Consider the following 26,441-nt stretch of genomic DNA (forward strand, 5'->3'; position numbering starts at 1 on the left):
TTTCTGAATTATTGCCCTTTATAGCCCTAATATTTTGCAAATTTAATAAAAATCATAACACCGGCGTGCGCCATTGAATTTGCGGTAATCGTTCGAGCGATTAGGCAATGTGGTTTCGTACCCAATGCTGCCCTCGGTAGTGCCGCTGGTATTGCTGTAGTTAAGACCGCGGCCCGATGGTACATCGTGGCTTACGCCCAGCCGCATTTTTTCGGCACCCTCGCGGTTGATGAACAGGTCGAATATAAAAGATACTACTATAGAGCTTGGCCCATTGCTAAGGCCGCCGCTGCGGTACCACAAACCGGCGTTTATGCTTCGCCGTTTGTACTGGAAGCCCACGCTTAAAGATTGCGCCTGGCTTTGTTTATAAAAAACTACCGAAGGTATAACGTATGATTTTTGGTCCTCGTCCAGGTTGTCGTCCTGCGTTATGTTGTAGCGGTAACTGGCATGGAAAACCCCGCGCATGGGTAGTTTGGCCGGCACGCCGGTAAACGATTCGTTGGGGCGGTTAATGTGCTGCATGGCGCCACCGATGTTGAAATTGCCTGCGGTGAGGTTAAGGCCCGCACCCGAATCGAAAAAGAATTTATTGTTGAACAACGCTGCATCGGCCCCGCTTACCGAGCCGGGGATGTAACCCAGGCGGGGGTCTATCTGATCGCTGAAGATCAATTTGGTATAATCTACGGCGCGGTTGGTTACGCCGGCCTGCAAGCCAAAGGATAGTACGAAACTATCGTTGCCTATGCTATAGGAGTATATGCCCGAGATATTGTTTTTGGTAAGGTAAGCCGTACCCTCGCTGGCCCTGGTAAACATCAGCCCGAAGCCGCCGCCGAAGCGCGGTACATTATAATCGATGGACGCGGTAAGATAGGTTAAGCCCCCGCCCGCAATGGACGAGTATTGGTTGCGATAGATGAGGTTCATGCGCAAATCGCCCTCAAACTGGCCGTTCAAAGCCGGGTTTAGGTAATTGGGCGAATTGAAGAATTGCGAGTACATATGATCTTGCGCTTGTAAACGCAGGCCCCCGGATAGGGCAATCAACAGCAAGGCGTAAAATCTCTTCGTTCCCTTCATCATCGCTATCTTATTAAATGTATTACGCCCGTTCGTTTTGGCAGGGTGTGTGGGCCGTATTGCATGCCTTTCCAATCGGTTCCGTTTATGAATTTGGCTGATGCCTGCCATATATACACGCCCTGCTGCGCGGGCACGCCTTTGTACAGGCCATCCCAGCTTTCAACAGGTCGCCCGTTCTCATCTAGTTTGGTGGTTTCCCAAACCAGCTGCCCCCAGTTATTGAATATCTGTAAGCGCCAGCTCGCTATGCCCGATCCCTTTACAACGAAGGTGCGCAGCTCGGTAGTGCTGCTGGCCGGCATAAAGGCGTTGGGGATGTAAAGCTGCCCCGGCACACCCGTAATTTGTACATTGTGCGATACGGCGCTGTCGCAGCCTTCGCGGTTCGTTACTCTAAGGGTTACTTTATAAGTGCCGGTATCTATATAGGTATGCCCTGGGTTTTGTTCGGTAGAGAAGGTTTCGTCGCCAAAATCCCAGCTCCAGCTTACCGGGTTGCCCGATGTTTGATCGTCGAACGCGAAATGGTAATTCGGTATTTTAGTGATAAAGCCCGGGCTGGCCGAGAAATCAACATTAGGTCCATCACTAACTTTTATAAACTCCGTCTTGGTGATCATATTGACACAGCCGGTAGCCAGGTTAGTGACTTTAAGTGTAACCGTATAAGGCGAATTTTTAGAGCCATAAACGTGCGGCAGCGGCGTGTAGCCAAAAAAATGTGCTGTGCCGTCTCCAAAATCCCATTCGTAACTTAACGATTGCGGGTTAGTAATACCATTGGCCGGCGTTGTGTTTGTGAAATGAACGGTTACTGCCTTGCAGCCGCTTGGTATATCGGCATCAAAATTCGGCAATGGTTGTGGGTAAGCCTCAAACTTTATCCTATCGGTAGATTCGAATGTGGCGCAGGGGTTTTGGGCCACAATGCTTACAAAATAGGTTCCCGGTGTTGCAAAAGTATAGGGCTGTTCGGTCTTACTGCCCTGTATTTCATCAACTTTTACGCCGTTTGCATCAAATATGCGGTACAAGAAGGTGTCCCCGCCCGACGATATATTTACAAACGTTGCTGTGAAAGGGTAGCAGCCTTCACTCTTATTGTCCTTGGGGAAAAATAAGGGTACAAACGTTGCCGGGAATATGTTGATAGGTATGGCTGTGCTCTGCGAGGTGTTATCGCAAAGATCGGTTGCAATCACATAAACGGTATAAAACTTGTCGTTACGCGGTGGGCCCAGTGGGTCAAAGGTCACATCCGATTTATCAAACACATGTTTTTGGAATATTCTCACATTGCCATCATAAACAAAGAAATCGTAAAACTTATTATTGCCAGGCGATGTGTTTTTAACTTTAATGGCCAAAGAACCACAGCCCGAGAGCCGTTCGGGCAGCAAAGATGCTATAGGTACCGCCGGCCTAACGGTTATTTGCATGCTGTAAGGAGGGCGTGGAAGGCAGTTGTTGATAATGCTTAATGATACGGTATATGTAGTATCTCTTCCATCGGTACGTGGTAAAAAGGTATGCTGCGGGCTTACCTCGTTAGAGTTTCCGGTACCGTCGCCAAAATCCCATAGATAAGTGGTTGTTGTAAATACGGGGGTAGATGTATTGGTGAACTCAACACTTACCGGCCCGCACACGGTGTTGGTAAAATTGGATATAAATTTAGGTGTTACATCCGGGTTGTTTACTACAGTAATTTCATTTTGGCTGTTGGGGCAGGGGGCGGCTCCTTTTATTGTCCAGGTAAATTTATAGGTACTGCCGCCAACTAAGCCGGTTACCTGGGTTTTAGGATTGGTTGCATCGGCAAATACAACGGGAGGGCCACCGGTTTGTGTCCATACGCCTGCAAATGGCGTAGGGTCGTTGCCATTTAAGGTAACCGTAGCGGCGTTGCACAAAGTGGTTAAAGGCCGGCCGCCACTTGCCGCCATTACAGGCTGGTTTACCGTTACGGTTGCAATTGATGAACGCACCACATTACACACGCCATTTTGTATAACCGCCCTAAACTGCGTTGTTTGCGTAAGCATGTTATATTCGTATTGGTTGGTGGTATTTAGTAAAGTTACCCAGCTAACGCCATCGGTAGAAGATTCCCAACTTACTACGTTACCCAACTGGCCCGAAAGGTTAAGAAAGCCGCCATTAGCGTCTGCACATACCGATACAGAACCGGCAATTGTGCCGCCTATGGTTGGTACATCGGTAGTTATACTTACCATATCGGTAGATGGTGAGCAGTTTGGACTGGTATTTATCGTCCAAACAAACCGGTAAACGTTGCCCGGCTGTAAGCCGCTTGCAATTGCGTTTGGGTTGGTAGCATCAGAAAATGTAATGCCGGTTTGGCCCGATGCGAGTGTCCACTTTCCTGTGCCGGGCGATGGGTCGTTGCCTTGCAGCGTATAGGTGGGGCCGGCACAGATAGATTCGTCGGGCCCGGCAGCAGCAGCTATTGGCAATGGCGCAATATTTACCGTCACCTCAACAGGCTGGCCCGAACAAGTACCGTGGTAAGGCGTAATAACATATTTTACAGTGCCATACGCGGTACCGGTATTTACCAATATATCATTGATTCTTGCTGAAGCAGATGTTTGATCGGTATTGCCTGTAATCCCCGCCGATGCCACGCTCGTCCAGGTGTAAGTTGTGGCAGGTGTGGATGAACTAAGTACAATACCATTTGGCTGATTGCTGCAAATTGCGGCAGCAGGTGGCGTGGCGGTTAAAACGGGTATGCGGCTAACTGTTACAAATAAGTCGGCAGCATTGCCCGGGCAACCATTGGTAGTAGGGGTGATGGTATATTTAATTACGGCATCAGTTGCGCCGGTATTTGTGATCACATCATTTATGGTTGCGCCGGTACCGGTAGCGCCAAAACCCGTTGCGTTTCCCGAGAAAACGCTCGCAGTCCAATTATAAATCGATACAGAATTTTGCGATGTGATGGTGTAATTGAAGTTAGTGCCTGTGCAAACCTCAGCTGTTTTGGGGCTGGTGATATTGTCTTTACGGGTAATAGTAATAATTACAGGCGCCGAAATTACATTACAGGGCGCTGCCAGGCTGGTAGTTACTTCCAGGCTAATGGTGGCCGTCCCTGCAGCAATCTCTGCAGCAGATGGCGTGTAAGTTGGCTTCTTTACGTTTCGGCCGGGGCTAAATGTCCCCGTGCCGCCAACCCATTGAAAACTGTTGTAAACTCCGGTGATGTCAGCATCCAGGAACGTTGTGCTCCCTTCGCAGATGGTACGGTCTCCGCCGGTGGTTATAATTGGCGCTTCCTGGAAAGTGAGCTGTTGAGAATCTGAAGCAGGCCCGCAGTTGTTGACATGGGTTACCGTAATGGTGTAGGTTTTGTACTCGCTGAATATGATATCCGGGTATTTACTATTTGCTGCTGTGCCGTTTGCAAAACTGAAGACTCCGCCGGTAACCGTCCACGTGTAGGTTGTAGGCAAATCTTTAGATGTGCCGGTTAAGGTTGTTTTAGTGGTTGTTGCTGTGTTACTGAATGAGATGGGCTGGTCTTTTCCGCAGATGAGGGCATCAGCAGAAAGTTGGGCTACCGGGCCTAAATTAACTACCACATCTTGGGGGGCTGATGATACCAACCCGCAACTTTGTGTGCTAATATCTAATTGAATGGTGTACACCCCGGCCGTGTTAAAATCAAACTGCGGTACTTTACTATTTGCATTTGTACCGTTTATATACCTGAAGGTAGCAGGCGTAACGCGCCAGGTGTAAGTAGTATTAGGGTCGCAATTTTCATCAACCACTGAAGTATTGACTGGGGTGACCGAGCCGGCTGTACAAATAGTTGATTCGGGCAAGGTAAAACTTGGCTTTGGCGGGTTTTGAATACAGATGTTGATCACCGTATCCTTTACTTCGCAAATATTATTTCCATTTTGTAAATGCAGGCCCACAGCGTGTTGGCCGTTTGTAATGAAGGTATATTCAAGAGATTTATCCAGCGGGTAATTTACGGCAACAACCACACCATCTACCATCCAGGTGTATAAGGCATTTTCGTTTGTACAATCAAACGAAGAGCTGTTTGGGTCTTGCCCGGGGATGGAAGCGTTGCCAAATGTAACGGGTGTGTTGGTACACGCTGTTGGGTCGGCCCTGATAATATTTTTTGGCGGTTCTATCACCCGTGCGTAGCCTGTAACAGGTGTGCCCAATTTACCGCAGATAGGGCTTGTGGGCTGCAGGTCTATTTCGAAAACGTTTTGCAGCCCGTTTGCCACGTTGCCGCAGGATGCTTTTTTGTACGTATGATCTATAAAGCCGCCGGTCGCCACAATATCGCAAAGCGTATAATTGGTGCTTAATCCATCGCCCCAGGTAACACTGTAAATTAAACCGGGGTAATTTTTTTGAATACCGTTTGGCGAGTTGACATCAACGCTATAGCTTAATTTATTTTTGTCGCTTAAGCATACCTGGTTACTGCCCGATGCACCGAAGCTGTTGTTAACCAGGTTATTTATAAGGGAATAAGCCTTGGTGCCAACTGTGCCCGCGCCGTCCATTGCTTTTACAAACACGGTATAGTTAGCAGCCTTCGCGGTAAATGGCTGTGAGGGGAGTATCAGGGTGCCTTCATCTGTTTGGGAAAGCTCATTAAAAAAATTGGCGGATGCTGTAGCGCCTGCAGACGATGCGTTTACAAAAGGGTAAGCTGTATTGTCTGTTCCGATACATGCGCCGAATACCTCTGGAGTGCTTGCGCTGATAGCTTGCGAGCTTACCCCTGCGGTTACGCCCGCAGCAGCCTTCACCTCAAATGGCCCCGAAGTAACGGGCAGTATGGCCGGGTCGGTACATTGTATGCGTATGCGGTAATTTGTGCCTGCGGCAGTAGTAGCAGGTATAACGCCGTTAACGAAAGTGCCGTAAAAACCTGTATAGCTGCCAATCAGTTTCGGTGCGCCGAAGTTGCCGTTGGCATCTGAAAGGTAAAGGTTGAAAACATTGGTAGAACTGGCGCAGCCCGTAGATGTATTGAGGTGGAAAGGGATACCGATGGTAGAGCCTTGCCCGTAAGGACCGGGGTCTATATTGCCTATAGTAATGACTTGGGCAGAAGCGCCCATAACCATGAGACAGCAAAAAACAAAGGCAAGAAAAAATATCCTCGTAAAAAGTCTCTCCATCAAACCGAATTCATAGTCAATCTTAGCACGACACTAAAATAATACAAAAGTTACACATTTTAAACCAATTTTTAAACCAAATATCGGTTGACATGTCTACGTTGTTTTGTAGTATTTGGTTGTGTGGAGAAAAAAAATTATCTAAAACACAATAAAATAATTTTCATTGTTGTATTTGCCGACAAACGGATAGGTTTATCAGCCGAAAAATAGGTACGATACCAGGATAGCCGCAATTACACCGGCCAGATCGGCAATAAGGCCAAAGGGTATGGCATAACGGGATTTTTTTATGCCCACGGCTCCAAAATAAAGCGCAACGATATAAAAAGTAGTATCGGCCGAGCCATTGAAAACAGAGCCTAGCCTGCCTGCAAAACTATCTGCACCGTAGGTCTTCATTACATCAATCATCATGCCCTTTGAGCCTGAGCCACTTAGGGGCTTTACATAGGCAACAGGCAATGCATCCACAAAGCGGGTATCCAGGCCTGCCTGAACGCAAACCCAGCGTACGCCATCGTTTAGAAAACCAAGGGCACCACTGGTTCTGAAAACACTGATTGCAACCAGCATGGCCACCAGGTAAGGTATGATTTTTATAGTTACCTCAAAGCCACCCTTTGCGCCATCAATAAATGCCTCGAACACATTTACTCTTTTAAACAAGCCGCCAATGATAAACACCACCGGTATAGAAAATAAAAGGGTATTGCTGATGAGGCTCGATACCGATTGTATTTGCGCTTTATCCAGATACTGCGTAAAATACCATACCATACCGGTTATAAATAGCGTTAGCCCGCTGAGCCAGGCGATAATAACGCGGTCCCATAGGTTTATTTTTTGTTTGATGGCCACGGCCAGCATACCTACTACCGTTGCCACATAGGTTGCAATAATACAGGGCAGGAAAACATCAGCAGGGTTTTGCGCATGCATTACAAAACGCTGGGCAATTATGGTTACAGGCAATAGCTGTAAACCCGAGGTATGCAGCACCAAAAACATAATCTGCGCGTTAGACGCTGTCTCTTTATCGGGGTTCAACTCCTGCAGGCTGCCCATGGCTTTTAGGCCCAAAGGAGTTGCAGCATTATCGAGCCCTAAAAGATTGGCCGAAAAATTCATCATCATTTGCCCTGTTGCAGGATGGTTTTTAGGCACTTCGGGAAACAAACGGCTAAGGAAGGGGCCTACGATGCGGGCCAGGAAATTCATAGCACCTGCCTGTTGGCCAATATTCATGATACCCAGCCAAAACACCATATTACCTGCGAGGGGCAGGGCAATTTCCATTACCGAATTTTTCGAGGTATTGAACATGCCATCAACCAAAAGCTTAAAGGCATCTACATCGCCCAGAAAAATAAGCTTGCAAAGCGCTATAACAAAGGCGATGAGGAAAAAGGCTATCCAGATGTAGTTAAGGGCCATAGTATGTTTAAAGGCTTGAAGTTAATTTTTTTTGGATAATTTATGCAGGAATGAGGATATTTAAATGATTTTTAAAACCGATAAATACCTTTTATGCCGAATGTAGCCGGGCAATTAGATGCCGCCATCAATCATTTTTTGGATAACGATGCCGCCGGGGTCGACTGGCAAAATACCGTGCCGACGGGTAAATGGAACAATAAACAAATCATCGGGCACCTGATAGATAGCGCCCACATCAACCTGCAACGTTTTGCACGTTGCACCTACGAAGAACGCTTTAAACTAATTTATTACCAGGAAGAATGGGTGCAAGCGCAGCACTACGCCGATGCTGATGCGCGGGAACTTTTGTTGCTTTGGAAACTGGTAAACAAGCAAATTGTACGCGTGCTGGCCAATTACCCCGCCGATAGGTGGCAAGCAACCTGCGATAACAACCGTGGCGAACCTATTTATAATACGGTGGCGTTTATTGCCGAAGATTACGTAGTGCACATGCAGCACCATTTAAATCAATTGAAATAGTATGCCGACAGCAGGTTATTCGGGCACGCCGTTGGCGAAGAAGCTGGGTATAAAGCCGGGTTTCCTTGTGAAGCTGATTAATCCGCCTGCCCATTATTTCGATTTGTTTACCGATTTGCCGCCTGATATTTTAATATTAGATGATGGCGCGACGGCTGTGGACCTTATCCACTTCTTCACGAAAGAGAACAACGAATTAATAGAATTTCTGCCCGCACTGAAACAGCAAATTACGCAGGACGGCATCATCTGGGTATCGTGGCCTAAAAAGGCATCTAAAGTTGTTACCGATGTTACCGAAGATAAAATACGCAACTACGCGCTGCAAATTGGATTGGTAGATGTAAAGGTTTGCGCGGTAGATGAGGTATGGTCGGGCTTAAAACTGGTTTTCAGGCTGAGGGATAGAGCAAAAAAGGAATAATATCGAACACCGAATTTCGAACTCCCAACGCTGAAGTACTCCGGCCAGAAATATTTACTTCATTATTCGATATTCAGCATTCGGTGTTCGATATTTTTTTCCTTCAATCTCAAGCACTCATTTCAATCCTAAATCTCACATCTCATATCTCACATCTCAAATCTATAATCTATTTTTGCCTAATGAGCATTTCGGTACAGGGCCTTACGAAAATTTACGGGCAGCAAAAGGCTGTAGATAACATAACGTTTACTGCCGGGCCGGGCGTACTGGGCTTTTTAGGGCCAAACGGTGCGGGGAAATCTACCACCATGAAAATGCTTACCTGCTTTATCCCCCAAACATCGGGCGCGGCTACGGTTTGCGGTTTCGACATAAGCAAGCAACCTTTAGAGGTAAAACGAAATATCGGCTACCTGCCCGAGAGTAACCCGCTATATACCGAAATGTACGTAAAGGAGAGCCTGGCCTTTGTTGCCGGTATTCATAAACTGCATGCGCCTGAAAAACGCATTGCCGAAGTGTTGGAGCAAACCGGCCTGGGCCCCGAACAGCATAAAAAGATAAACCAGCTATCGAAGGGTTACCGCCAGCGTGTTGGCCTGGCGCAGGCTATACTGCACAATCCGCAGGTGCTGATATTGGATGAGCCCACCTCCGGCCTGGATCCCAACCAGCTTATCGGCATCCGCCAACTGATAACCGACCTGGGAAAAACCAAAACCATCGTGCTATCAACCCATATTATGCAGGAGGTTGAGGCTGTTTGTAACCATGTCATCATCATCAATAAAGGCAATATCGTAGCCAACGATACGCTGCAAAACCTGCGCAAAAACAATAACAACAAAACGCTTGAGAATATCTTTATTGGCCTCACCAATAAATAAGTTATAATTTAATACACTAAATATCAAGCCTTTATGCCACTACTAATTTTTCCGCACACAATTGGTGTAAAGTTGTGTTTAAACAAAACGTCTGCAAAAGACAAAAAGCTGCGCTGCAGAAGGTACCCTGCAAGGCAGCTGTAAATGTTTATTACAATTTAAAACTACCATGAAAAAAGTATTATTACTCTTAACCGTTTTAAGCGGTTTATCAATCGGAGCGTTCGCGCAATCATCATCGTCAAACGGTGGCAAATTCAGTATCGGTTTCGAAGGCGGCTTGCCTGTCGGCAACGCCAATGACGCTTACAACGCAGTTGTTGGCGCCTCGCTTAAATACGATCATAATATTGCTGCAGGCACTTACCTTACCGGTTCAGTTGGTTACAGTGCGTACCTTGTAAAATCGGAGTTCAAAGGCATAGCCGGTTCTACATTTGGCGCTATCCCGTTAAAGGCAGGGCTGAAGTATTATTTTGGTAGCGGCTTTTACGGCGAAGGCCAGTTAGGTGCCGCATTTATTACCGAAAGCGGCGGCGGTACAGCATTTGTTTATTCTCCGGGCGTTGGTTATGATTTTGGTAGCGGTGTAGACTTGGGCTTACGCTACGAAGCCTGGTCTAAAACTAACACCATCGGCCAGGTTGCCGTACGTTTAGGCTTCAGTTTTTAAGCGGCACAGCTAAATTAATATAAAACGGTCCGGCGGAAATATTCCCACCGGGCCGTTTTGCGTTTTTTAGGAGCATAAGCAATGTTAAAAAATGCGCAATTGGTGCATTATATTCGTAATTTCGGCGTTGTTAACTGCAGAGTAATACCTTATATGAAGAGATTCTTACCCTTACTATTTTTGTTTTTTTACGCAGCAGCCTACAGTCAAACCCAAACATCTCCCCAAAAAGCTTTCAGCATAGGGTTAGATCTGGCAATTCCAACCAATAGTATCTATAGCATCGGCTTTGGTGGCTCGGGCAAAGCCGAGGTGCCCGTTGTGGGTGCGGCAAGCCTTACCTTTACAGCAGGTTACACCAGCTTATATTTCAAAAGCTCGTTGCTGGGCAGCGCGCAATCGCAGCAGCCCAGCGGCTTTGTGCCATTAAAGGCCGGCGTAAAGTATTATATAAGCGAAGGCTTTTATATAGAGGGCGAGGCCGGCACATCCATAGAAACCAATTACACTAAAAACAAGCTGTTTGCCTTTGCCGTTGCGCCGGGTTTTTTGCTGCCTATTAATAAAAACTCTGCTGTAGATTTGGGTTTCAGGTACGAGAACTGGGGCAACGGCCGCGTACGCCAAACCGGCATAAGGGCGGCGTACCGCATAAGCTGGTGATTAAATAATTGAATATTTTATATAATATCCCATATAATGGTATTATATTTCCAACGTTTTTTAATAAATGCTACAAATGATGAAAAAATTACTGACTATTGCTTTTGTATTAATTGGATTTTGTGCGTATTCCCAGGAGCGTACCACCGTTTTCGAAAAATTTGATAATTCTAAAGCCATTGGTATAGGAGTTACGGGCATAGTTACATCAGGTAATTATTTCAACTATGGCTATGGCGGATCGATAAAGACCGAATGGCCTGTTGCCCAGGGGCTTAGTGTAACGGGCACAATAGGCTATGTAAGGCTTTCTTACAAGGACTTTTATCAGGAAGTAAAGCAACCTACCACACCAAGTACATTTTTACCCATAAAGGCAGGCGTGAGGTTTTTTTTGGCATCCAACCTTTATTTTGAAGGCGAGATGGGCGGCGTTTACGCAAGGGATTATAGAAGAGACGGGCTTTTTATTATTGAACTAAGCGCGGGATACCTGATGCAGGTAAGCAAAAAAGGCTCTTTTGATGTTTCGCTGGCTTATCAGAACTGGAGTAACAAAGACAACATTAAATTAATTGCGCTTAAGGTGGCTTACCGCGCAGAGTGGTTATAGTTTGGCCACGTGCGTTTTATTTAGCACTTAGCGAGTTTGATTCCTGTTCAATTTTATAAATTAAGATAAAACCAAATCATAACTTTGCCACCTTTACGGTCATAAATAAAGCGTTACTGTGTTCCCTATCCTAAAAAAAGAAATTACCACCTACCTAAGCTCATTGGTGGCCTATGTTACCATCGGTGTTTTTTTGTTGGTTTTAGGCTTGTTTTTATGGGTATTCCCCGATACCAGCATACTGGGTTACGGCTATGCCGGGCTCGAGAGCCTTTTTAGCACCGCGCCTTACCTGTTTATGTTTTTGGTGCCGGCAGTTACCATGCGCTCCCTGGCCGAGGAACGCCGGGAGGGCACCTTCGAGTTGTTGCTTACGCGCCCGCTAAGCCACCTGCAAATTGTATTGGGCAAATATTTTGCAGGCGTGGTAATAGTGCTTTTTGCGCTGGTGCCTACCTTGGTTTATTACTACAGCGTGTACACGCTTGGGGCGCCGCAGGGCAATATAGATAGCGGTGCGGTTATCGGCTCTTATATCGGCTTGTTTTTATTGGGCTCATCTTTTACGGCTATCGGTTTATTTGCCTCATCGGTAAGCAAAAACCAGGTAATAGCCTTTACTATCGCCGTATTCCTTTGTTTCTTTTTCTATAGCGGGTTCGATTCGCTTAGCGGCTTGTTGTCATTGCAGAGCCTTGGCATCCAGTCCCTGGGTATTACAGAGCATTATAATTCGGTGAGCCGCGGTGTGCTCGATACGCGCGACCTGGTGTATTTTATAGTGCTTGATGCTGCATTTATCATGCTCACCATTTTTGTATTGCACAGACAACAGCAAAAAAAGTTCATCAATACCGTATTCTTAACCACCATCGGTATTCTATTCGCACTTACGTTGGGTAGCCAAAAGGTGTTCACCCGTTTCGATTTTACTAAAGAGAAACGATTTACCATATCGCCCATCAGCCGTGCCGTGCTCGATAGCCTGCCTGCCGCTGTTAACGTTACGGTTTACCTGGAGGGCGATGGTTTCCCCGGCGGCATCAAAAGACTGCAAACGGCCACCAAAGATATGCTGAGCGATTTGCAGGCCTACAGCCACAGCAAACTCACCTTTGTGTTTGTAGACCCGTTGAAGGGGCTATCGCCGGAGGAACAACAAAAAACCGTTACGGACCTGGAAGGGCAGGGAGTATTTGCGCAAACACTTAGCGTAAAAAGCGATGATGGGGTGCAATCTAAAGTGATGGTGCCTTATGCGCTGGTTAGTTATAATGGCAAAGCCATCCCGGTAAAACTGCTGGAAAACCAGAGCAACCTGGATACTAGTCCAGAGGAGAAGCTGAACAGCTCCATCCAAAATCTGGAGTACGCCTTTACATCGGCCATCAAAAAAATAACCACCGGAGGCAAACGCCGCATTGGCTTTACCGAAGGGCATAAAGAACTTACCGACCTGCAATTGAATGATGCCATGCGCAACTTATCCGATGGGTATTTGGTAGGCAGGATAAACCTGGCGACCATCCCTTTTGATAGTCTGCGAAAAGTGGGGCTGTTAATAATTGCCAAGCCCGATAAGCCTTTTAGCGAACCGGAAAAATTCAAGGTGGATCAATACATTATGCGTGGCGGCCGCGTACTGTGGGCCATAGACCAGGTAAGCGCCGAACTGGATAGCCTGCGTGGTAAAGGCAACCAGGCCCTGGCGTTCAATAAAGAACTTAACCTCGACGACCAGTTGTTCCGCTACGGCATACGCATCAATTATAATTTAATTGCCGATATTAACAGTTCGCAAATACCCGTAACCACCGGCGATGTAGGCGGCACCCCGCAGATACAATTGCTTAACTGGTTGTTTTACCCGGTGTACATACCGCAATCTACCCACCCTATAGTGAAGAACCTGGATGGTATTACCAGCCAGTTTGCCAGCACCATTGATGTGTTGGATACCAAGGACGTGAATAAAACCGTGCTGCTGAACACTTCGCCGTATAACAAAGAGATAAAAACGCCGCATCTTATCTCGCTGATGTCGCTCCGCGATGAGCCCGACCCTAAGGAGTTCCAAAGTCCGCAGAAGATAACCGGGGTGTTGCTGGAAGGTAAATTCGTATCGGATTTCCGCAACAGACCAGTACCCGATAGCCTGGGCGAAAAGATAGAATCGCTGCCCGAGAGCAAGCCTACCAAGATGATCGTTCTAAGCGATGGCGATATATTACGCAACCAGGTTGGTACCGATGGCTCGCCCTTTCCGCTGGGGTATGACCGATACACCAAGCAAAGCTACGGCAACCTGGCCCTGCTGATGAATATGGCCGATTACATGGCCGACGACTCGGGCCTGATATCGCTGCGCAGCAAAGAAGTGCAGATACGCCTCCTGGACAGGGCGCGCATCCGCAGCGAAAAAACTTACTGGCAGCTCATCAACAACATCGTGCCAATAGGGATAGTGTTAATATTCGCTATTTGTCAGCATTATATCCGTAAGCGGAAGTACACATGATAATGCGAACTTTCGAATCGCCTTATTTTTGCTGCACATAGTTCAGCTATTGTTAATATTTCTCTTAGTTTTCAACAATGCTTTCATATGAGAAAGTATGCACGTTAAATTTTATACTTTTGGTTTACTAAAAGAACTTACCAATTATGAGATTCATAGTTTCCACATCAACCTTACTTAAGCAACTGCAATCTGTAAGTGGCGCGCTTAGCAACAGCACCGTGTTGCCTATACTGGAAAACTTTTTGTTCGAGATAAAAGACGGGAACTTAACCATTTCTGCCACCGACCTGCAAACCAGTATGACCACTTCTTTGGCTGTTGAAGCCAAAGAGAACGGCCGCATAGCCATACCATCGCGCATATTGCTCGATACGCTGAAATCATTGCCAGAGCAGCCGGTATCCTTTTCGGTAGATGATAAAACCTTCGCTATAGAAATAAGCGCCGGCGACGGTAAATACAAACTAAGCGGCGAAAACGGCGAAGACTTCCCTAAGATTCCTGTGGTAGAGAATGCCTCATCGGTAAACCTGCCTGCATCTGTATTGGGCGAGGCTATCAACAAAACCATATTCGCCGTAAGCAACGATGAGCTTAGGCCGGCCATGACGGGTGTTTACTGCCAGTTAAGCAGCCAGCACCTTACCTTTGTAGCAACCGATGCCCATAAACTAGTGCGTTACCGCCGCAAGGATGCTAAGGCCGATAGCACCACCTCGTTCATCCTGCCCAAAAAAGCGTTGACGTTACTGAAATCGGCTCTGCCGGATAGCGACGTAAACGTTTCTGTAGAATATAACAGCACCAGCGCATTCTTTAAATTCGGCAACATTAATTTGGTGTGCCGCCTGATAGATGAACGCTACCCCGATTACGAAGCCGTTATACCTAAAGAAAACCCTAACAAGCTGGCTATAGACCGCCTGGCACTATTGGGCACCCTTAGCCGCGTGGCTATATACGCGAACAAAACCACCCACCAGGTGCGTTTGAAAATAAGCGGTAGCGAACTGAACATATCCTCAGAAGATATCGATTTTGCAAACGAGGCCCACGAACGCCTGAGCTGCCAATACGAAGGCGACGACCTGGAAATTGGCTTCAACGCCCGTTTCCTGATAGAGATGCTGAAGAACCTGAGCTGCGAAGAGGTGTCGCTCGAAATGTCGACCCCAAACCGTGCAGGTTTACTGTTGCCACAAGGCGGCGACGAAAACGAAGACGTATTGATGCTGGTAATGCCGGTAATGCTTAACAGCTATGCATAATATTGATTAGAGGATGAAGTTAAGTTAGAGTGACAGCCACTGGCCATCATTTAACCGCTTATCTCCAACCTCTAATCAACCCAAAACGAAAAGTCTGGCCTGCAAAAGCCGGACTTTTTTGTTGAAAGGATAACAAAACCTGCCGTTATACAGTTATTATTGCATCTGCTTTTGTATATGAATTTTAAAGTACCTGTTTTATTTGTAATACTGCTGATTTTTGGGATAGCCGCCTGCAATAAAGGCGACGATAGCGTGCCGGCCTCTTCAAAGCTGACTACCACCCTCAACGTGGTGAACACCACTACCGATACGCTTAATTATTACCTCAATGGCAGCCGGGTAAACACCACTGCGTCATTATACCCCTTCGGCAATACCGGCTACCTGGCTGTAAAGTACGACGACCAGGACTACCAGTTTAAACGACTGGGCAATGCCGACGTTTTATTTAATATATCTTTGGCTTTGGATACCAATAAGGTTTATTCGCTGTTTGTAGCGGGTCGTGCTGCTGAGCAAACCTTTACTACGCTTGATACCTTAACCGCCGATACAGCGGGCCGTGCGCGCATACGCTTTGTAAACGCTTCGCCAGACGCAGGCAATCTGGATGTAATGATAGGCGATACGGTTAACTTTAAGGTGAGGGCCTATAAATCGGCCTCGGTGTTTTTGCCTGTGGGCGTAGGCATAAAACACGTTAGGGTGTTTCAATCGGGCAGCACCCTTGCTATATCCGATACCTCACGCACCCTGGTTGCGGGCAGGGTGTACACGCTTTTTGCTAAGGGTAAGCTGGCGGGGGTAGGCGGCGCCAAATTCGGTACGGGGCTGATGGTTAATAAATAGTTTTGATTAATAAGGATGAACAATCATAACAGCAGCATATTAAAGTACCTGGGCCTGGTAATAGGGAGCTTGCTCCTTGTGTCGCAGTTGGTGTCGTGCGGCAAAGATAACAGCACATCGTTGGGTACCGATAACGGCTACCTCAACATTGTGAACCTTAGCCCCAACATGAACCCGGTAAACTTATACGCCGAATACATAAAACAAGGTACAACCCAATACAGGTACCCCAACGCATCGGGGTATTTTTTGATGAATATCAACGATACACCTTTGCAGGTGAGGCCGGCGCTTAGCACCACCAGCAGCCAGATTAACCTCGTTTCGCTGGATAGGTCGCTAAAAAAGAATGTGCGCTATACCTGGTTTTTAACCGGGTTAAAGTCTGATAGTGCGTTTACGTATATCTTTACGGTCGATTCGGGCGCAACGCCGCCTATAGGGCGTAGCAAGGTAAGGCTGGTGAATGCATCGCCAGGCAGCCTTGGCATCAACATTACGGCCAATGATTCGGAATTGGCCACAAACATAGCCTACAAAGGCGTGAGCGATTACCGCGAAGTTACCTCGGGCTCGTACAATTTTAAGATAAGTGCCACCAACGCACCCGGGATTGTACTTACTACCCTTAAGAACACCACTGTGCTTGATGGTAAACTTTACACCATTTACGCCTATGGCCTGCCCAACCGTACCGATACGGCCGCCTTTAACGCAGGCATTATCCTGAACACCATCCCCGATAAAAAGTAGGGAAAAAAGGCACCAGTTGTGCTTAATCTTGCTATTTTTGGATAAAAATTAAAACGCTTTGGAAATAATACACGGCCTGATAGACTTTATACTGCATATTGATAAGCACCTTTCGGATATAACCCGCGATTACCAGGGCTGGACCTACCTCATCCTATTCATCATCATATTTGCCGAGACGGGTTTCGTGGTGACACCCTTTCTGCCAGGAGATTCGCTGCTATTTGCAGCGGGAGCGCTTATTGCGGGCGGCGCATCGGGCCTTAATGTAAACCTGTTGGCGGTTATACTCATTATTGCTGCTTTTGCCGGCAATACGGTAAACTATATGCTGGGCAATTACCTGGGCGCAAAAGTTTTTAAGGAAGAGAATAAGATACTGAAGCTAAGCTACTATTTGCAAACGCAGGCTTTTTTTGATAAGCATGGCGGCAAGGCCGTAATATTTAGCAGGTTTATGCCCATTATACGCACCATTGCGCCATTTGTGGCAGGTGTGGGTAAAATGCCCATTGGGCGATACAGCTTGTACAATATCATCGGCGGCCTATCGTGGATAGTGCTTTTCCTGTACGGTGGTTACTGGTTTGGCAATCTGGAGTTCTTCAAAAAGAACTTCTCGTTGGTGGCTATCGGCATTGTGCTGCTTTCTATATTGCCACCTATTTTTGCGGTAATAAAAAGTAGGTTTACTAACAAAGAAGAGCAGCCGAAGCCTACCCGGTAACCCCAAATGTTTTCCTGAACTTTTTACCGCGATAGCTATACCAGGTTGAGTAGCCGACAGGGATAAGGAAATAAGCAAAGCCCGTGCTGCCTGCAACATTTGCTGGGACAAAATAGGTGAGCGACATGGCCAGCACGCATATTAAAATACAAATAAGGTTAATGCCAGCTACGGTTTTGGTTTCAAATACCTCCGTTGGGCTTAGTCCAACTTCATTGGCGTGCTTTGTGGCGTTGCGGTACATCAGGAAGAACAGCAGGTAAATAGCTACAAAACCTGCACCGTACACAAGCATCAAAGATCTTACCTGCTCCTCGCGTATCATGTTTACGAGGTGGCCCTCCACTAGCACTTTGCCATCAGAAAATATCAATACGGAGAGGAATTTAAGCGGGTAAGCGTATATCAATACCACAAAAAGCAATATCGCATTCAGTAGGTTGGTGAGTGTGTCTTTAAGCCCATACCGGCGGAAGAAGATGTTTTGGTTGTTCCATATCTGGAAGAGCAGTGCAAAGCAAACCGCGAAGCTTAGCGTGCCCTTCATGGTCTCCGCCAGTTCATCGAAGGTTTTTGGCACTTCTATGGATACGATGATGAGCGTTAAGGCGAAGCCAAAAACCGCATCGCTAAACGTCTCCAGCCGCGATGGTTCGTGGCTGCGCCATTTGATTTCGCGATTCCCCGTGGGTTCTTTTGCTGCTTTGGTTCTGATGCTCATGTTTTATCGATAATTAATTGCCCGTTTTTATAATAGTGGATTTTTTGCCATCCGGCTGTTTTTCGAAGCCGATGCCAGTCTTTTAAGGTCAGAATTTTATCCCGTCCTTCCGAAATGAAAATATCAAGATAAAATACTTGTAAAGTGTTAGAATCCACATAAAAATGTTCTGTAGGACGGAACCGTTGAGCATTTGATATTCCCAGGCTGATCCAGTAATACTTACGTTTTTGGGTAGGTTCGCCCTGGAGCAGGAGCATTGCCTTCTGTGCTGTATGTTCTTTCAAAAAGGCTTTCACCTCGGGCACTTCGGCAACTTTGTCCATCGCTACATCTGCTTTAGTCTTTTGTTGTTGAGGTGTGGAATTATGCAAATGTGCGAAATTCCCAGTGAGGGCAAGATACAAAACGGGCAATAAGGCGACTTTCATTTGGGCAAACTATTTCCCTAAAATAAACACTTTCCCCGTCCTGTACAAAGCTTCTTCCTTATTTATTTGTTGTTTTTGGGGAGTGGTTAAAGGGACAGCAATCAGCTTATCCAGGTTGGGTTGACCGGCATCTACCCATGCCGAAAACCAAAAGCTGCCCACGCTCAATATCGACTGCCGCATTTTGCGCTGCACCATGCCAGCCAGCATTTTATGGTAGGCTTTGCTATAGGCAACCGAGTATGCCTTTACCATACGGTTGCCGCGTTGCTCCATAGTGTATTTGGTGCTATCGGTAAAACGTTTGTTCAGCAGTTTCTCGAATTTCAGCACGCTATCGGCGCTTTTAAAGCTTGCCCTGCAAATGGCGAAGGCTTCGGCTTGCGGGTTGGCTATGTAGCGCGCCTTGCCCACGTAGTAATTGTATTGGTTGGCAAAAAGTTCGGGCAGGCGGCTTTCCCAAAACGAATGTATGCCGTTCTGGCCCGTAAGCTGGCCGTCGTAATTCTCTGTAAGGTGCAGGGGCGTATGCGCGTCTGATACGTAATGCCCCAGGTTGGCTGATAGGGTGAGGATGGCGGTAGTATCATGCCGTTTAAAGGCTTTTACCAACCAGTAATAGTTAGAGGTGATAACCCAGGGCAGGGTGCCGTATTTGTTAAGTGTATCTGACGAGTATTTGGCCGCGGCATCTATCCAATGCTGCGGCATGGCTTTAAAGGGTTGTTTGCCATAATGGTCGGCATCGAAGAAATGGTGCGGGGCCTCGGTAGAGTCGATATAGCGCTTTTTATCCGCGCTTACGGCGTGTTCGGTCAGGAAATCGATATTGGCCCTGTAAAAGCCGGCCATGCCCTTAGGTAGCGTAAAAACCGCCAGCCGGTGTATGCGGTAATGCGCAAAGAAACCCCAGGAAGTGCAAAGGGTAGTGATGATAGCGGCAGTGAGGAAGAGTAGGAGGGGGCGCTTCATGGAAGGTTGTCTGAACTCGAATTTTTAGAATTAACGAATTTACATAATATAAGGATGGCGATGGCCTATCAATTAACAAATCCAAAAAATCCCATAAATCTGTTTAATCCCGGTTCAGACTTCCCCCGTATAAACCTTCGTATCATAATTAATCGTAATGAGATTATCCTGCTGGTATCGGTCGAAGAGTTTGCGCAGGTCGGCCATTGTAGGTTGGTAGCCATCTTGCCCTTTAGCAGGTATGTAGGATGATGAGGAAAGCCTGCCTGCTAGCCCGTCGAAATCGAATACCTGTTTGTTGGGAAACACCTGCAGTTGGAACTGCTGCGGGTGGAAGAACTTGCCGATATGTTCTACATCGATGTTGCGGTGGTCCACCTTTACGTAATCTATCGCGTGCCTGATAATCAGCTCGTCATAATCCACCTCGAATTGCGAGGCGGTTTTGCGTTCGTTCCATATTAGGGCAACGATGCCGCCAGGTTTCAGTATCCTTTTGAATTCGATGCGGCTGGTTTCGGCATCGAACCAATGGAATGCCTGACCTGCAATAATTGCGTCGACGCTGCTGCCTGCCAGGCCGGTGTGCTCTGCGGTGCCATCTTTTGCCGTAAAACCCTGGTGATGGTCTAGCAGTTCGATTGCTTTATTGCGCATTTCGGCATTCGGTTCAACGGCAATTACGCGGTAACCGGCATCAAGGAACAAAGCAGCAGAGATGCCTGTACCCGCGCCAACGTCGGCAATAAGCTTATCGGTACTAAGGTTATAGGTTTGCTGTAGGTAAGTGATAATTTCTGTGGGATACCCGGGGCGATATTTAACATAGTCGTCCACGCGGTTGCTGAATCGGGTAGTGTTGTTGGTCATATTTATAGAACGTAACAATCGTAATGATGATTATGCCCGGTTGACGATAAAATCTCCCAAATCAAATGAGCCCGTTTAATAAGTCCGGGAAAGTTTTTCCGCGTTAGTGATTGGAAGGGTTTAGCCACGGCGGGTAGGGCAGGAGCTGGGCAACGGGGCCGAAGCGCAGCGCAGCCCTGGAAAGCACGGGCCGAAGGCAACGCTATAATGGTGAGTGGTTGATTAGTGGAGTGGTGAGTGGTTGAAAGTCACTGGCCCGTCAGTTGTGCCCAATATCTCGCAGATAAAACCACTCACCCAATCAACTACTCAACAATCAACCATCATTCGTCCGTCCGTTTTGGCGAGCGGAATTATACGGACAGGCCGATAAACACCACGTTTTTTCTGCGGATGGTGTTGTACAGGGCGTTTTTGGGGATGCTTATAGCAATTGGATAGCAAACTTTCCCGTTAATCGAAAAATAATATCAACACGCTTGCAAATTAAAATTTATCAACCTATATTTGCACCTCTAAAAATAAAGAAAGAATAACACGCTGAACGATGGCAAATCATAAATCATCCTTAAAAAGAATCAGGTCAAACGCTGCGAAGCGTCTGCGCAATAGGTACCAGGCAAAAACCACCAGGAACGCTATAAAAAAATTAAGAGGCACTACCACTAAGGTTGATGCTACACCTCTATTGTCGAAAGTTATCTCGATGCTGGATCGTTTGGCTAAAAAGAATGTTATCCACAAAAACAAAGCTTCTAACAATAAATCGAAGCTTACCAAATTTGTAAACGCTTTAAGCTAATCGCTTAACACGATATATTAAAAAGGGATAATGCGGAAGCGTTATCCCTTTTTTGTTTGTCGGAATAGGAATTTTTCGCGGTGTAGGTTTTTATAAGGTGCTCAAGAGGGCTCTGCCGTTTACAGAATTAAAGGATTTTCAGAATGGTTGCACGACTCAGTTGGTCTCCATGTTTTTTTTAATTCTGTTCATTTTCGAATTCTGTAAATTCTGATTCAGACATATTTCCTACCTTAGGCTGATAAAACCTACGCCCGATTGGAAGATTACGGTAACAACTTAAGTATAAAAAGCTGGGCCGAGGCCGACCGCCCCCGCGAGAAACTAAGCGGGCAAGGCCGCCGCGCCCTTACTGATGCCGAACTCATCGCCATACTCATCGGTAGCGGCAGCCGCAACGAAACCGCCGTTGAGCTCAGCAAACGTATCCTGCACCATTACGATAACGACCTTAACAAGCTGGGCAAGGCCGGTATAGCCGAACTATCTAAGTTCAAGGGCATAGGCGAAGCAAAGGCCATCAGCATTATTGCCGCCCTGGAAATTGGCCGCCGCCGCGGCGAAACGGAAAGTGCTATTCCCGAAGTGCTTACCTGCTCCCGCGATATATACAACGTAATGCGCCGCCATCTGATGGATCTCAACCACGAGGAATTCTGGATAATGCTGCTCAGCCAATCCAGTAAAGTTTTAGGTAAAGAACTCATCAGCAAAGGGGGGCTCAACAGTACCGTTGCCGACCCGCGCATCATCTACTACACCGCCGTTCAGCACCAGGCCAGCAGCATAGTGCTGGTTCACAACCACCCATCAGGAAATCTAAAGCCCAGTCGCGACGATATTTTCCTCACCCGCAAAATGGTAGAAGCCGGCAAATTGCTGGATATAAAGGTGCTAGATCATGTGATTATTACCGATAAGGGGTATTTTAGTTTTGGGGATGAGGCGATGCTGTAATTTCGGATTTCGGATTTTCGATTTCGGATTTTAGGTAGATTGGTGGATTCGAATTTTCTGCTTCAATAAGTCCGAAATCCGATATTCGAAATCCGAAATAAATAGCAAACAACGCTGTGCTTTAGCGGTTGTAAATAAACAATCAAAAACCCGCAAACCATGATAGAGCCAGAAGACGACCAACTGCAACAAGACGACCAGCTTGGCCAAACCGAGAACGACGACCAGATAAGCCAGCAGGATATCCACTCCAACGGTTTCGATGAAACTAACGAGCCCACCGGCGAGATTGACGAAAGCGCACCATTGCAGCGTGCCTATGATGCAGCCGAATCTGCCTACACCCTCAATTTGGATGATGACGGGGATGCCATAGATGAGGATTAAATAACCGATGAACTGTCCGTCCGTTTTCCTGCCCCGACATTGTTGGACACGCAATCGGACGGATAGGTATCCTTATTAACCTGTCCGGTGTCTGTCTGCATAATTCCGTTCCCGCAGGCGGACGGACAGACCTTAAAACGCTAAGTATTATTTGTAATTTGATGAAAGACGCGCTCAAAAACCTCATCATCCGCGATCTTGAGAAGCTAAAGCAAGAGATACGGGCTTATCAAAACGAGGCAAAGCTTTGGTATATAGAGGAGCACATATTGAACTCTGCCGGTAACCTTTGTTTGCATTTGGTAGGTAACCTCAATACCTACATTGGTGCGCAATTTGGCAATACCGGATATGTACGCAACCGCGAAGCTGAATTTGAGATGAAGAACGTACCACGCGCAGAATTGCTTGATAAAATTGAGAAAACCATCGGGATGATAGGGGAGACGTTTGGTATGCTATCTGAAGAGCAACTGGATGAGAAATATCCAACCGAAATCGTCCTGAAAGATGCCACAACCGGGCACTTCTTTATTCATCTTGCCATGCATTTGGGTTATCACTTAGGCCAGGTAAATTATCATCGCAGGTTGTTGGATAATTGACGTTAGCAGTAATTGGTTTTTCTCCTGGTTAAGCCATTGCTATAAAATTATATCAACCACTAATTGCAAACCATACCGTTACCTGATACTTTTTTATTGATAAAAAATTTAAAAATCGTCCGATTTTTTAAAATACTCCCCCCTTACCCCTCTTACCCTATATAGTAGTAAGCGGAGACGGCTTCAACATAGCACCCGTAAATCGTTCGGTTTATACAAATGTACATATAAATATTTGATTATCAATAAATTAAATAAAATAACTTGTATTGTTTGTCTGTCCGTCCGCTTTCAGGAACGGAACATTGTGGACATTGAGGACAGGCATTGCAGAGAGGCTGTGCAGCTAGTACAAGTTGCCTGTCCGTCCGCTTTTAGAACCGGAACATCATGGATACCCATGCGGACGGTTACGGGCAATAAAATTTAACCGTCAGATATGTCCGCAAAAATTCCGGTCAGGAAAACGGACGGACAGTATTCGGCAATGCTATCCTAAAAACCTTTTGCCTTTCGCCTTTAACCTTTCCCCCTAAATTGTATCTTTGCCGATTATCATTCTGCTATAATGAAGATATCGTATAATTGGCTAAAAGAATTTATTGATACAGATAAAACCCCCGGGGAGATATCCACCATACTCACCGGTACGGGTTTAGAGGTTGAGAGCCTCGAAAAGGTACAGGCCGTGCCCGGCGGGCTGGAAGGCCTGGTGATAGGTTACGTGCTGGAATGCAAAGACCACCCGAACAGCGACCACCTGCACATTACCAAAGTAGATGTTGGCAGTGCGGAACCCCTTAACATCGTTTGCGGCGCAGCTAATGTAGCCGAAGGGCAAAAGGTTGTTGTAGCCACTGTAGGTACTACCGTGCACCCAACCGTGGGCGAACCATTCAAGATAGGCAAATCAAAAATACGCGGCGAGGCATCTGAAGGGATGATTTGCGCCGAAGACGAGATAGGCCTGGGCAGCAGCCACGAAGGCATTATGGTATTGCCTGCCGATGCCCCGGTGGGTGCCCCCGCCAAGGCATACTTCAACCTGAACGACGATTTTATGTACGAGATTGGCCTTACGCCAAACCGTGCGGATGCGGTATCGCACCTGGGTACTGCCCGCGATATCGCTGCGTTCCTAAAAATTGGCATCACCAAACCCGATGTATCAGCCTTTAAGGTAGATAACACGGACAGCAAAATAGAGGTACTGGTAGAAGATGAGCAGGCTGCTCCGAGGTATGCCGGCCTAACCATTTCGGGTATCGAAATAAAGGAATCGCCGCAATGGCTTAAAGAGCGTTTGGCAGTGATTGGCGTGCGTAGCATAAATAACGTGGTAGATGTTACCAACTATGTACTGCACGAACTGGGCCAGCCCCTGCACGCCTTTGATGCCGCTGCTATTGCAGGCAATAAAGTAGTGGTGAAAACCGTAGCCGAAGGCACGGTGTTTAAAACATTGGACGATGTGGATAGGAAACTAAGCGCCAATGACCTGATGATTTGCAACGCGGAAGAGCCCATGTGTATCGCCGGCGTGTTTGGCGGTGCAAAAAGCGGCGTTAGCCCAACCACCACCAGCATCTTTTTAGAGAGCGCGTATTTCAACGCGGTATCTGTACGTAAAACGGCGAAAAGGCACGGGCTAAAAACCGATGCGTCCTTCCGTTACGAGCGCGGTACCGACCCGGATATGCCGGTGTTTGCCCTTAAACGTGCTGCTCTGTTGATACAGCAGGTAGCGGGCGGCGTGGTATCGTCGGAGATATTCGATAATTACCCTAAGCCGGTGGCACCTTTCGAAATTGAAGTTACTTACAAAGGCATCGACAGGCTGATTGGCAAAGCCATCGGGCACGATACCATTAAGGCTATTTTGACCGGGCTGGATATTACCATTGTAACGGAAACAGAAGAGGGTTTAAGCTTAAAAGTGGCCCCTTACCGTGTGGATGTAACGCGAGAGGTGGATATTGTGGAAGAGATTCTGCGTATCTACGGCTACAATAATATCGAGATACCTACGCAGATAAGGGCATCGCTCAACAACTCGGTAAGGCCCGAGCGCGATACCGTGCAAAACGCCATATCCGATTTATTGAGCGCCAACGGCTTCAACGAGATCATGAACAACTCGCTCACCAAATCGGCCTACTCGGATGATTTGGAGCATGCCGTGAAGATATTAAACCCGCTAAGCAGCGACCTCGACGTGATGCGCCAGAGCATGCTGTACTCGGGTTTAGAGGCCATTGCCTACAACCAAAACCGCAAAGCTGCCGACCTTAAATTGTACGAGTTTGGCAAGATATACAGCTTTGTTGATGAGAAATACGTAGAGGCGCAACGCTTCTCCATCTTCCTTACAGGTGCTTTCAAAGCCGAGCAATGGAACGGTAAAGCGGTGCCAGCATCGTTCTATAACCTTAAGGCGGTTGTAGATGGCCTGCTGAGAAAACTAAGCATTACTGATTATACTACAGAAGAAACCACTGCCAATGGTTTGGCCTATGGCCTGCAATACCTGCGCGGCAACAAGGTGCTGGTGAGCTTCGGTTCGGTGGCGGCTTCGGCATTAAAAAAGGCCGAAGTGGATAAGGAGGTTTTCTATGCCGATTTCGATTTTGATGTAGTATTGAAGCTGGTGCGCAAAAACGTGATAGTGTACCAGGAAGTGAGCAAGTTCCCGGCCGTGAGGAGAGATTTGAGCATGCTGGTAGATAAGAGCGTAACCTTTGGACAGTTGAAGCAGATAGCCGGACGGACGGACAAAAAACTGCTGAAAGAGGTGGATGTGTTCGACGTGTACGTAGGCGATAAGCTCCCGGCTGGCAAAAAATCATACGCCCTGAGCTTTATTTTGCAAGACACCGAAAAAACTTTAACTGATAAGGCAATTGATGCCACCATGCAGAAATTAATTTATAATTTAGACAAAGAAGCAGGAGCGGAGATAAGGAAGTAAGTTAGAAAGGTTAGTAAAAGTTGGAAGGGTTTGAAAAGTTAAACCTTCACAATCTCTTTAACGTTTGCAACCTCTACAACCCTTCCAACTTTTACAAC

23 protein-coding genes are annotated in these 26,441 nt (G+C 46.8%); 16 read left to right on the top strand and 7 right to left on the bottom strand.

Annotated elements, in window-relative coordinates:
- Positions 1–42 precede the first annotated feature (42 nt).
- The 3 genes from AC1DXC_RS08110 to AC1DXC_RS08120 form a co-directional block, all read right to left on the bottom strand.
- Positions 43–1,092, bottom strand: coding sequence for a PorP/SprF family type IX secretion system membrane protein (locus AC1DXC_RS08110; RefSeq protein WP_477458643.1), 1,050 nt, complete (start codon positions 1,090–1,092; stop codon positions 43–45).
- Between the two features lie 2 nt (positions 1,093–1,094).
- Positions 1,095–6,221 (bottom strand): PKD domain-containing protein, encoded by a 5,127-nt coding sequence (locus AC1DXC_RS08115; protein ID WP_477458644.1) that lies wholly within the window; start codon positions 6,219–6,221, stop codon positions 1,095–1,097.
- Between the two features lie 258 nt (positions 6,222–6,479).
- Positions 6,480–7,718, bottom strand: a complete 1,239-nt coding sequence (locus AC1DXC_RS08120) for a nucleoside recognition domain-containing protein (RefSeq protein ID WP_477458645.1) — start codon at positions 7,716–7,718, stop codon at positions 6,480–6,482.
- A 93-nt stretch (positions 7,719–7,811) separates the two neighbouring features.
- On the opposite strand from AC1DXC_RS08120, the gene AC1DXC_RS08125 reads away from it, so the two are divergent.
- The 11 genes from AC1DXC_RS08125 to AC1DXC_RS08175 all read left to right on the top strand — a co-directional run bounded on the left by AC1DXC_RS08125 (position 7,812) and on the right by AC1DXC_RS08175 (position 17,630).
- On the top strand, positions 7,812–8,246 hold the full coding sequence (locus AC1DXC_RS08125) for a DinB family protein (protein WP_477458646.1): 435 nt from the start codon (positions 7,812–7,814) through the stop codon (positions 8,244–8,246).
- A gap of 1 nt (position 8,247) precedes the next feature.
- The gene (locus AC1DXC_RS08130) at positions 8,248–8,670 is read left to right on the top strand and encodes a DUF3052 family protein (protein WP_477458647.1); all 423 of its coding nucleotides are present in this window, start codon (positions 8,248–8,250) and stop codon (positions 8,668–8,670) included.
- Positions 8,671–8,852: 182 nt separating this feature from the next.
- Positions 8,853–9,560, top strand: a complete 708-nt coding sequence (locus AC1DXC_RS08135) for an ATP-binding cassette domain-containing protein (protein ID WP_477458648.1) — start codon at positions 8,853–8,855, stop codon at positions 9,558–9,560.
- A 169-nt stretch (positions 9,561–9,729) separates the two neighbouring features.
- Complete coding sequence (locus AC1DXC_RS08140; protein WP_477458649.1) at positions 9,730–10,233, top strand: hypothetical protein; 504 nt, start codon at positions 9,730–9,732, stop codon at positions 10,231–10,233.
- A gap of 153 nt (positions 10,234–10,386) precedes the next feature.
- Entirely contained in the window at positions 10,387–10,896 is a 510-nt protein-coding gene (locus tag AC1DXC_RS08145) for a hypothetical protein (protein ID WP_477458650.1), read from the top strand.
- A gap of 76 nt (positions 10,897–10,972) precedes the next feature.
- Positions 10,973–11,509: a hypothetical protein gene (locus AC1DXC_RS08150; RefSeq protein ID WP_477458651.1), complete on the top strand. Its 537-nt coding sequence runs from the start codon at positions 10,973–10,975 to the stop codon at positions 11,507–11,509.
- Between the two features lie 118 nt (positions 11,510–11,627).
- Positions 11,628–14,027, top strand: a complete 2,400-nt coding sequence (gene gldG, locus AC1DXC_RS08155; protein WP_477458652.1) for a gliding motility-associated ABC transporter substrate-binding protein GldG — start codon at positions 11,628–11,630, stop codon at positions 14,025–14,027.
- A gap of 146 nt (positions 14,028–14,173) precedes the next feature.
- The gene (gene dnaN, locus AC1DXC_RS08160; RefSeq protein ID WP_477458653.1) at positions 14,174–15,298 is read left to right on the top strand and encodes a DNA polymerase III subunit beta; all 1,125 of its coding nucleotides are present in this window, start codon (positions 14,174–14,176) and stop codon (positions 15,296–15,298) included.
- 177 nt (positions 15,299–15,475) lie between these two features.
- Positions 15,476–16,150: a DUF4397 domain-containing protein gene (locus AC1DXC_RS08165; protein ID WP_477458654.1), complete on the top strand. Its 675-nt coding sequence runs from the start codon at positions 15,476–15,478 to the stop codon at positions 16,148–16,150.
- 15 nt (positions 16,151–16,165) lie between these two features.
- Positions 16,166–16,903 carry a DUF4397 domain-containing protein gene (locus tag AC1DXC_RS08170; protein WP_477458655.1) on the top strand — a complete coding sequence of 246 codons (738 nt, stop codon included), beginning with the start codon at positions 16,166–16,168 and terminating at the stop codon, positions 16,901–16,903.
- Positions 16,904–16,961: 58 nt separating this feature from the next.
- A complete protein-coding gene (locus tag AC1DXC_RS08175) occupies positions 16,962–17,630 on the top strand; it encodes a DedA family protein (protein WP_477458656.1) in 669 nt (222 codons plus the stop codon).
- Here the strand turns inward: AC1DXC_RS08175 and AC1DXC_RS08180 are convergent.
- From AC1DXC_RS08180 to AC1DXC_RS08195, 4 genes are all read right to left on the bottom strand, one after another.
- The gene (locus AC1DXC_RS08180; RefSeq protein WP_477458657.1) at positions 17,620–18,351 is read right to left on the bottom strand and encodes a TMEM175 family protein; all 732 of its coding nucleotides are present in this window, start codon (positions 18,349–18,351) and stop codon (positions 17,620–17,622) included. The genes AC1DXC_RS08175 and AC1DXC_RS08180 overlap by 11 nt on opposite strands.
- Complete coding sequence (locus tag AC1DXC_RS08185) at positions 18,348–18,782, bottom strand: hypothetical protein (RefSeq protein WP_477458658.1); 435 nt, start codon at positions 18,780–18,782, stop codon at positions 18,348–18,350. Before AC1DXC_RS08185 ends, AC1DXC_RS08180 begins: the two co-directional genes overlap by 4 nt.
- 9 nt (positions 18,783–18,791) lie before the next feature.
- The gene (locus AC1DXC_RS08190) at positions 18,792–19,754 is read right to left on the bottom strand and encodes a zinc dependent phospholipase C family protein (RefSeq protein ID WP_477458659.1); all 963 of its coding nucleotides are present in this window, start codon (positions 19,752–19,754) and stop codon (positions 18,792–18,794) included.
- A 114-nt stretch (positions 19,755–19,868) separates the two neighbouring features.
- Positions 19,869–20,642: a class I SAM-dependent methyltransferase gene (locus tag AC1DXC_RS08195; protein WP_477458660.1), complete on the bottom strand. Its 774-nt coding sequence runs from the start codon at positions 20,640–20,642 to the stop codon at positions 19,869–19,871.
- 529 nt (positions 20,643–21,171) lie between these two features.
- Between AC1DXC_RS08195 and rpsT the strand changes: the two genes are divergently transcribed.
- From rpsT to pheT, 5 genes are all read left to right on the top strand, one after another.
- Positions 21,172–21,426, top strand: coding sequence for a 30S ribosomal protein S20 (rpsT, locus tag AC1DXC_RS08200; protein WP_067190882.1), 255 nt, complete (start codon positions 21,172–21,174; stop codon positions 21,424–21,426).
- 258 nt (positions 21,427–21,684) lie between these two features.
- Entirely contained in the window at positions 21,685–22,383 is a 699-nt protein-coding gene (radC, locus tag AC1DXC_RS08205) for a RadC family protein (protein WP_477458661.1), read from the top strand.
- Between the two features lie 159 nt (positions 22,384–22,542).
- Positions 22,543–22,770, top strand: coding sequence for a hypothetical protein (locus AC1DXC_RS08210; RefSeq protein WP_477458662.1), 228 nt, complete (start codon positions 22,543–22,545; stop codon positions 22,768–22,770).
- 161 nt (positions 22,771–22,931) lie between these two features.
- Entirely contained in the window at positions 22,932–23,375 is a 444-nt protein-coding gene (locus AC1DXC_RS08215; RefSeq protein WP_477458663.1) for a DUF1572 family protein, read from the top strand.
- A 568-nt stretch (positions 23,376–23,943) separates the two neighbouring features.
- Complete coding sequence (gene pheT, locus AC1DXC_RS08220; RefSeq protein ID WP_477458664.1) at positions 23,944–26,343, top strand: phenylalanine--tRNA ligase subunit beta; 2,400 nt, start codon at positions 23,944–23,946, stop codon at positions 26,341–26,343.
- Positions 26,344–26,441 lie beyond the last annotated feature (98 nt).

It is taken from the genome of Mucilaginibacter sp. P2_D11 (assembly GCF_056404435.1).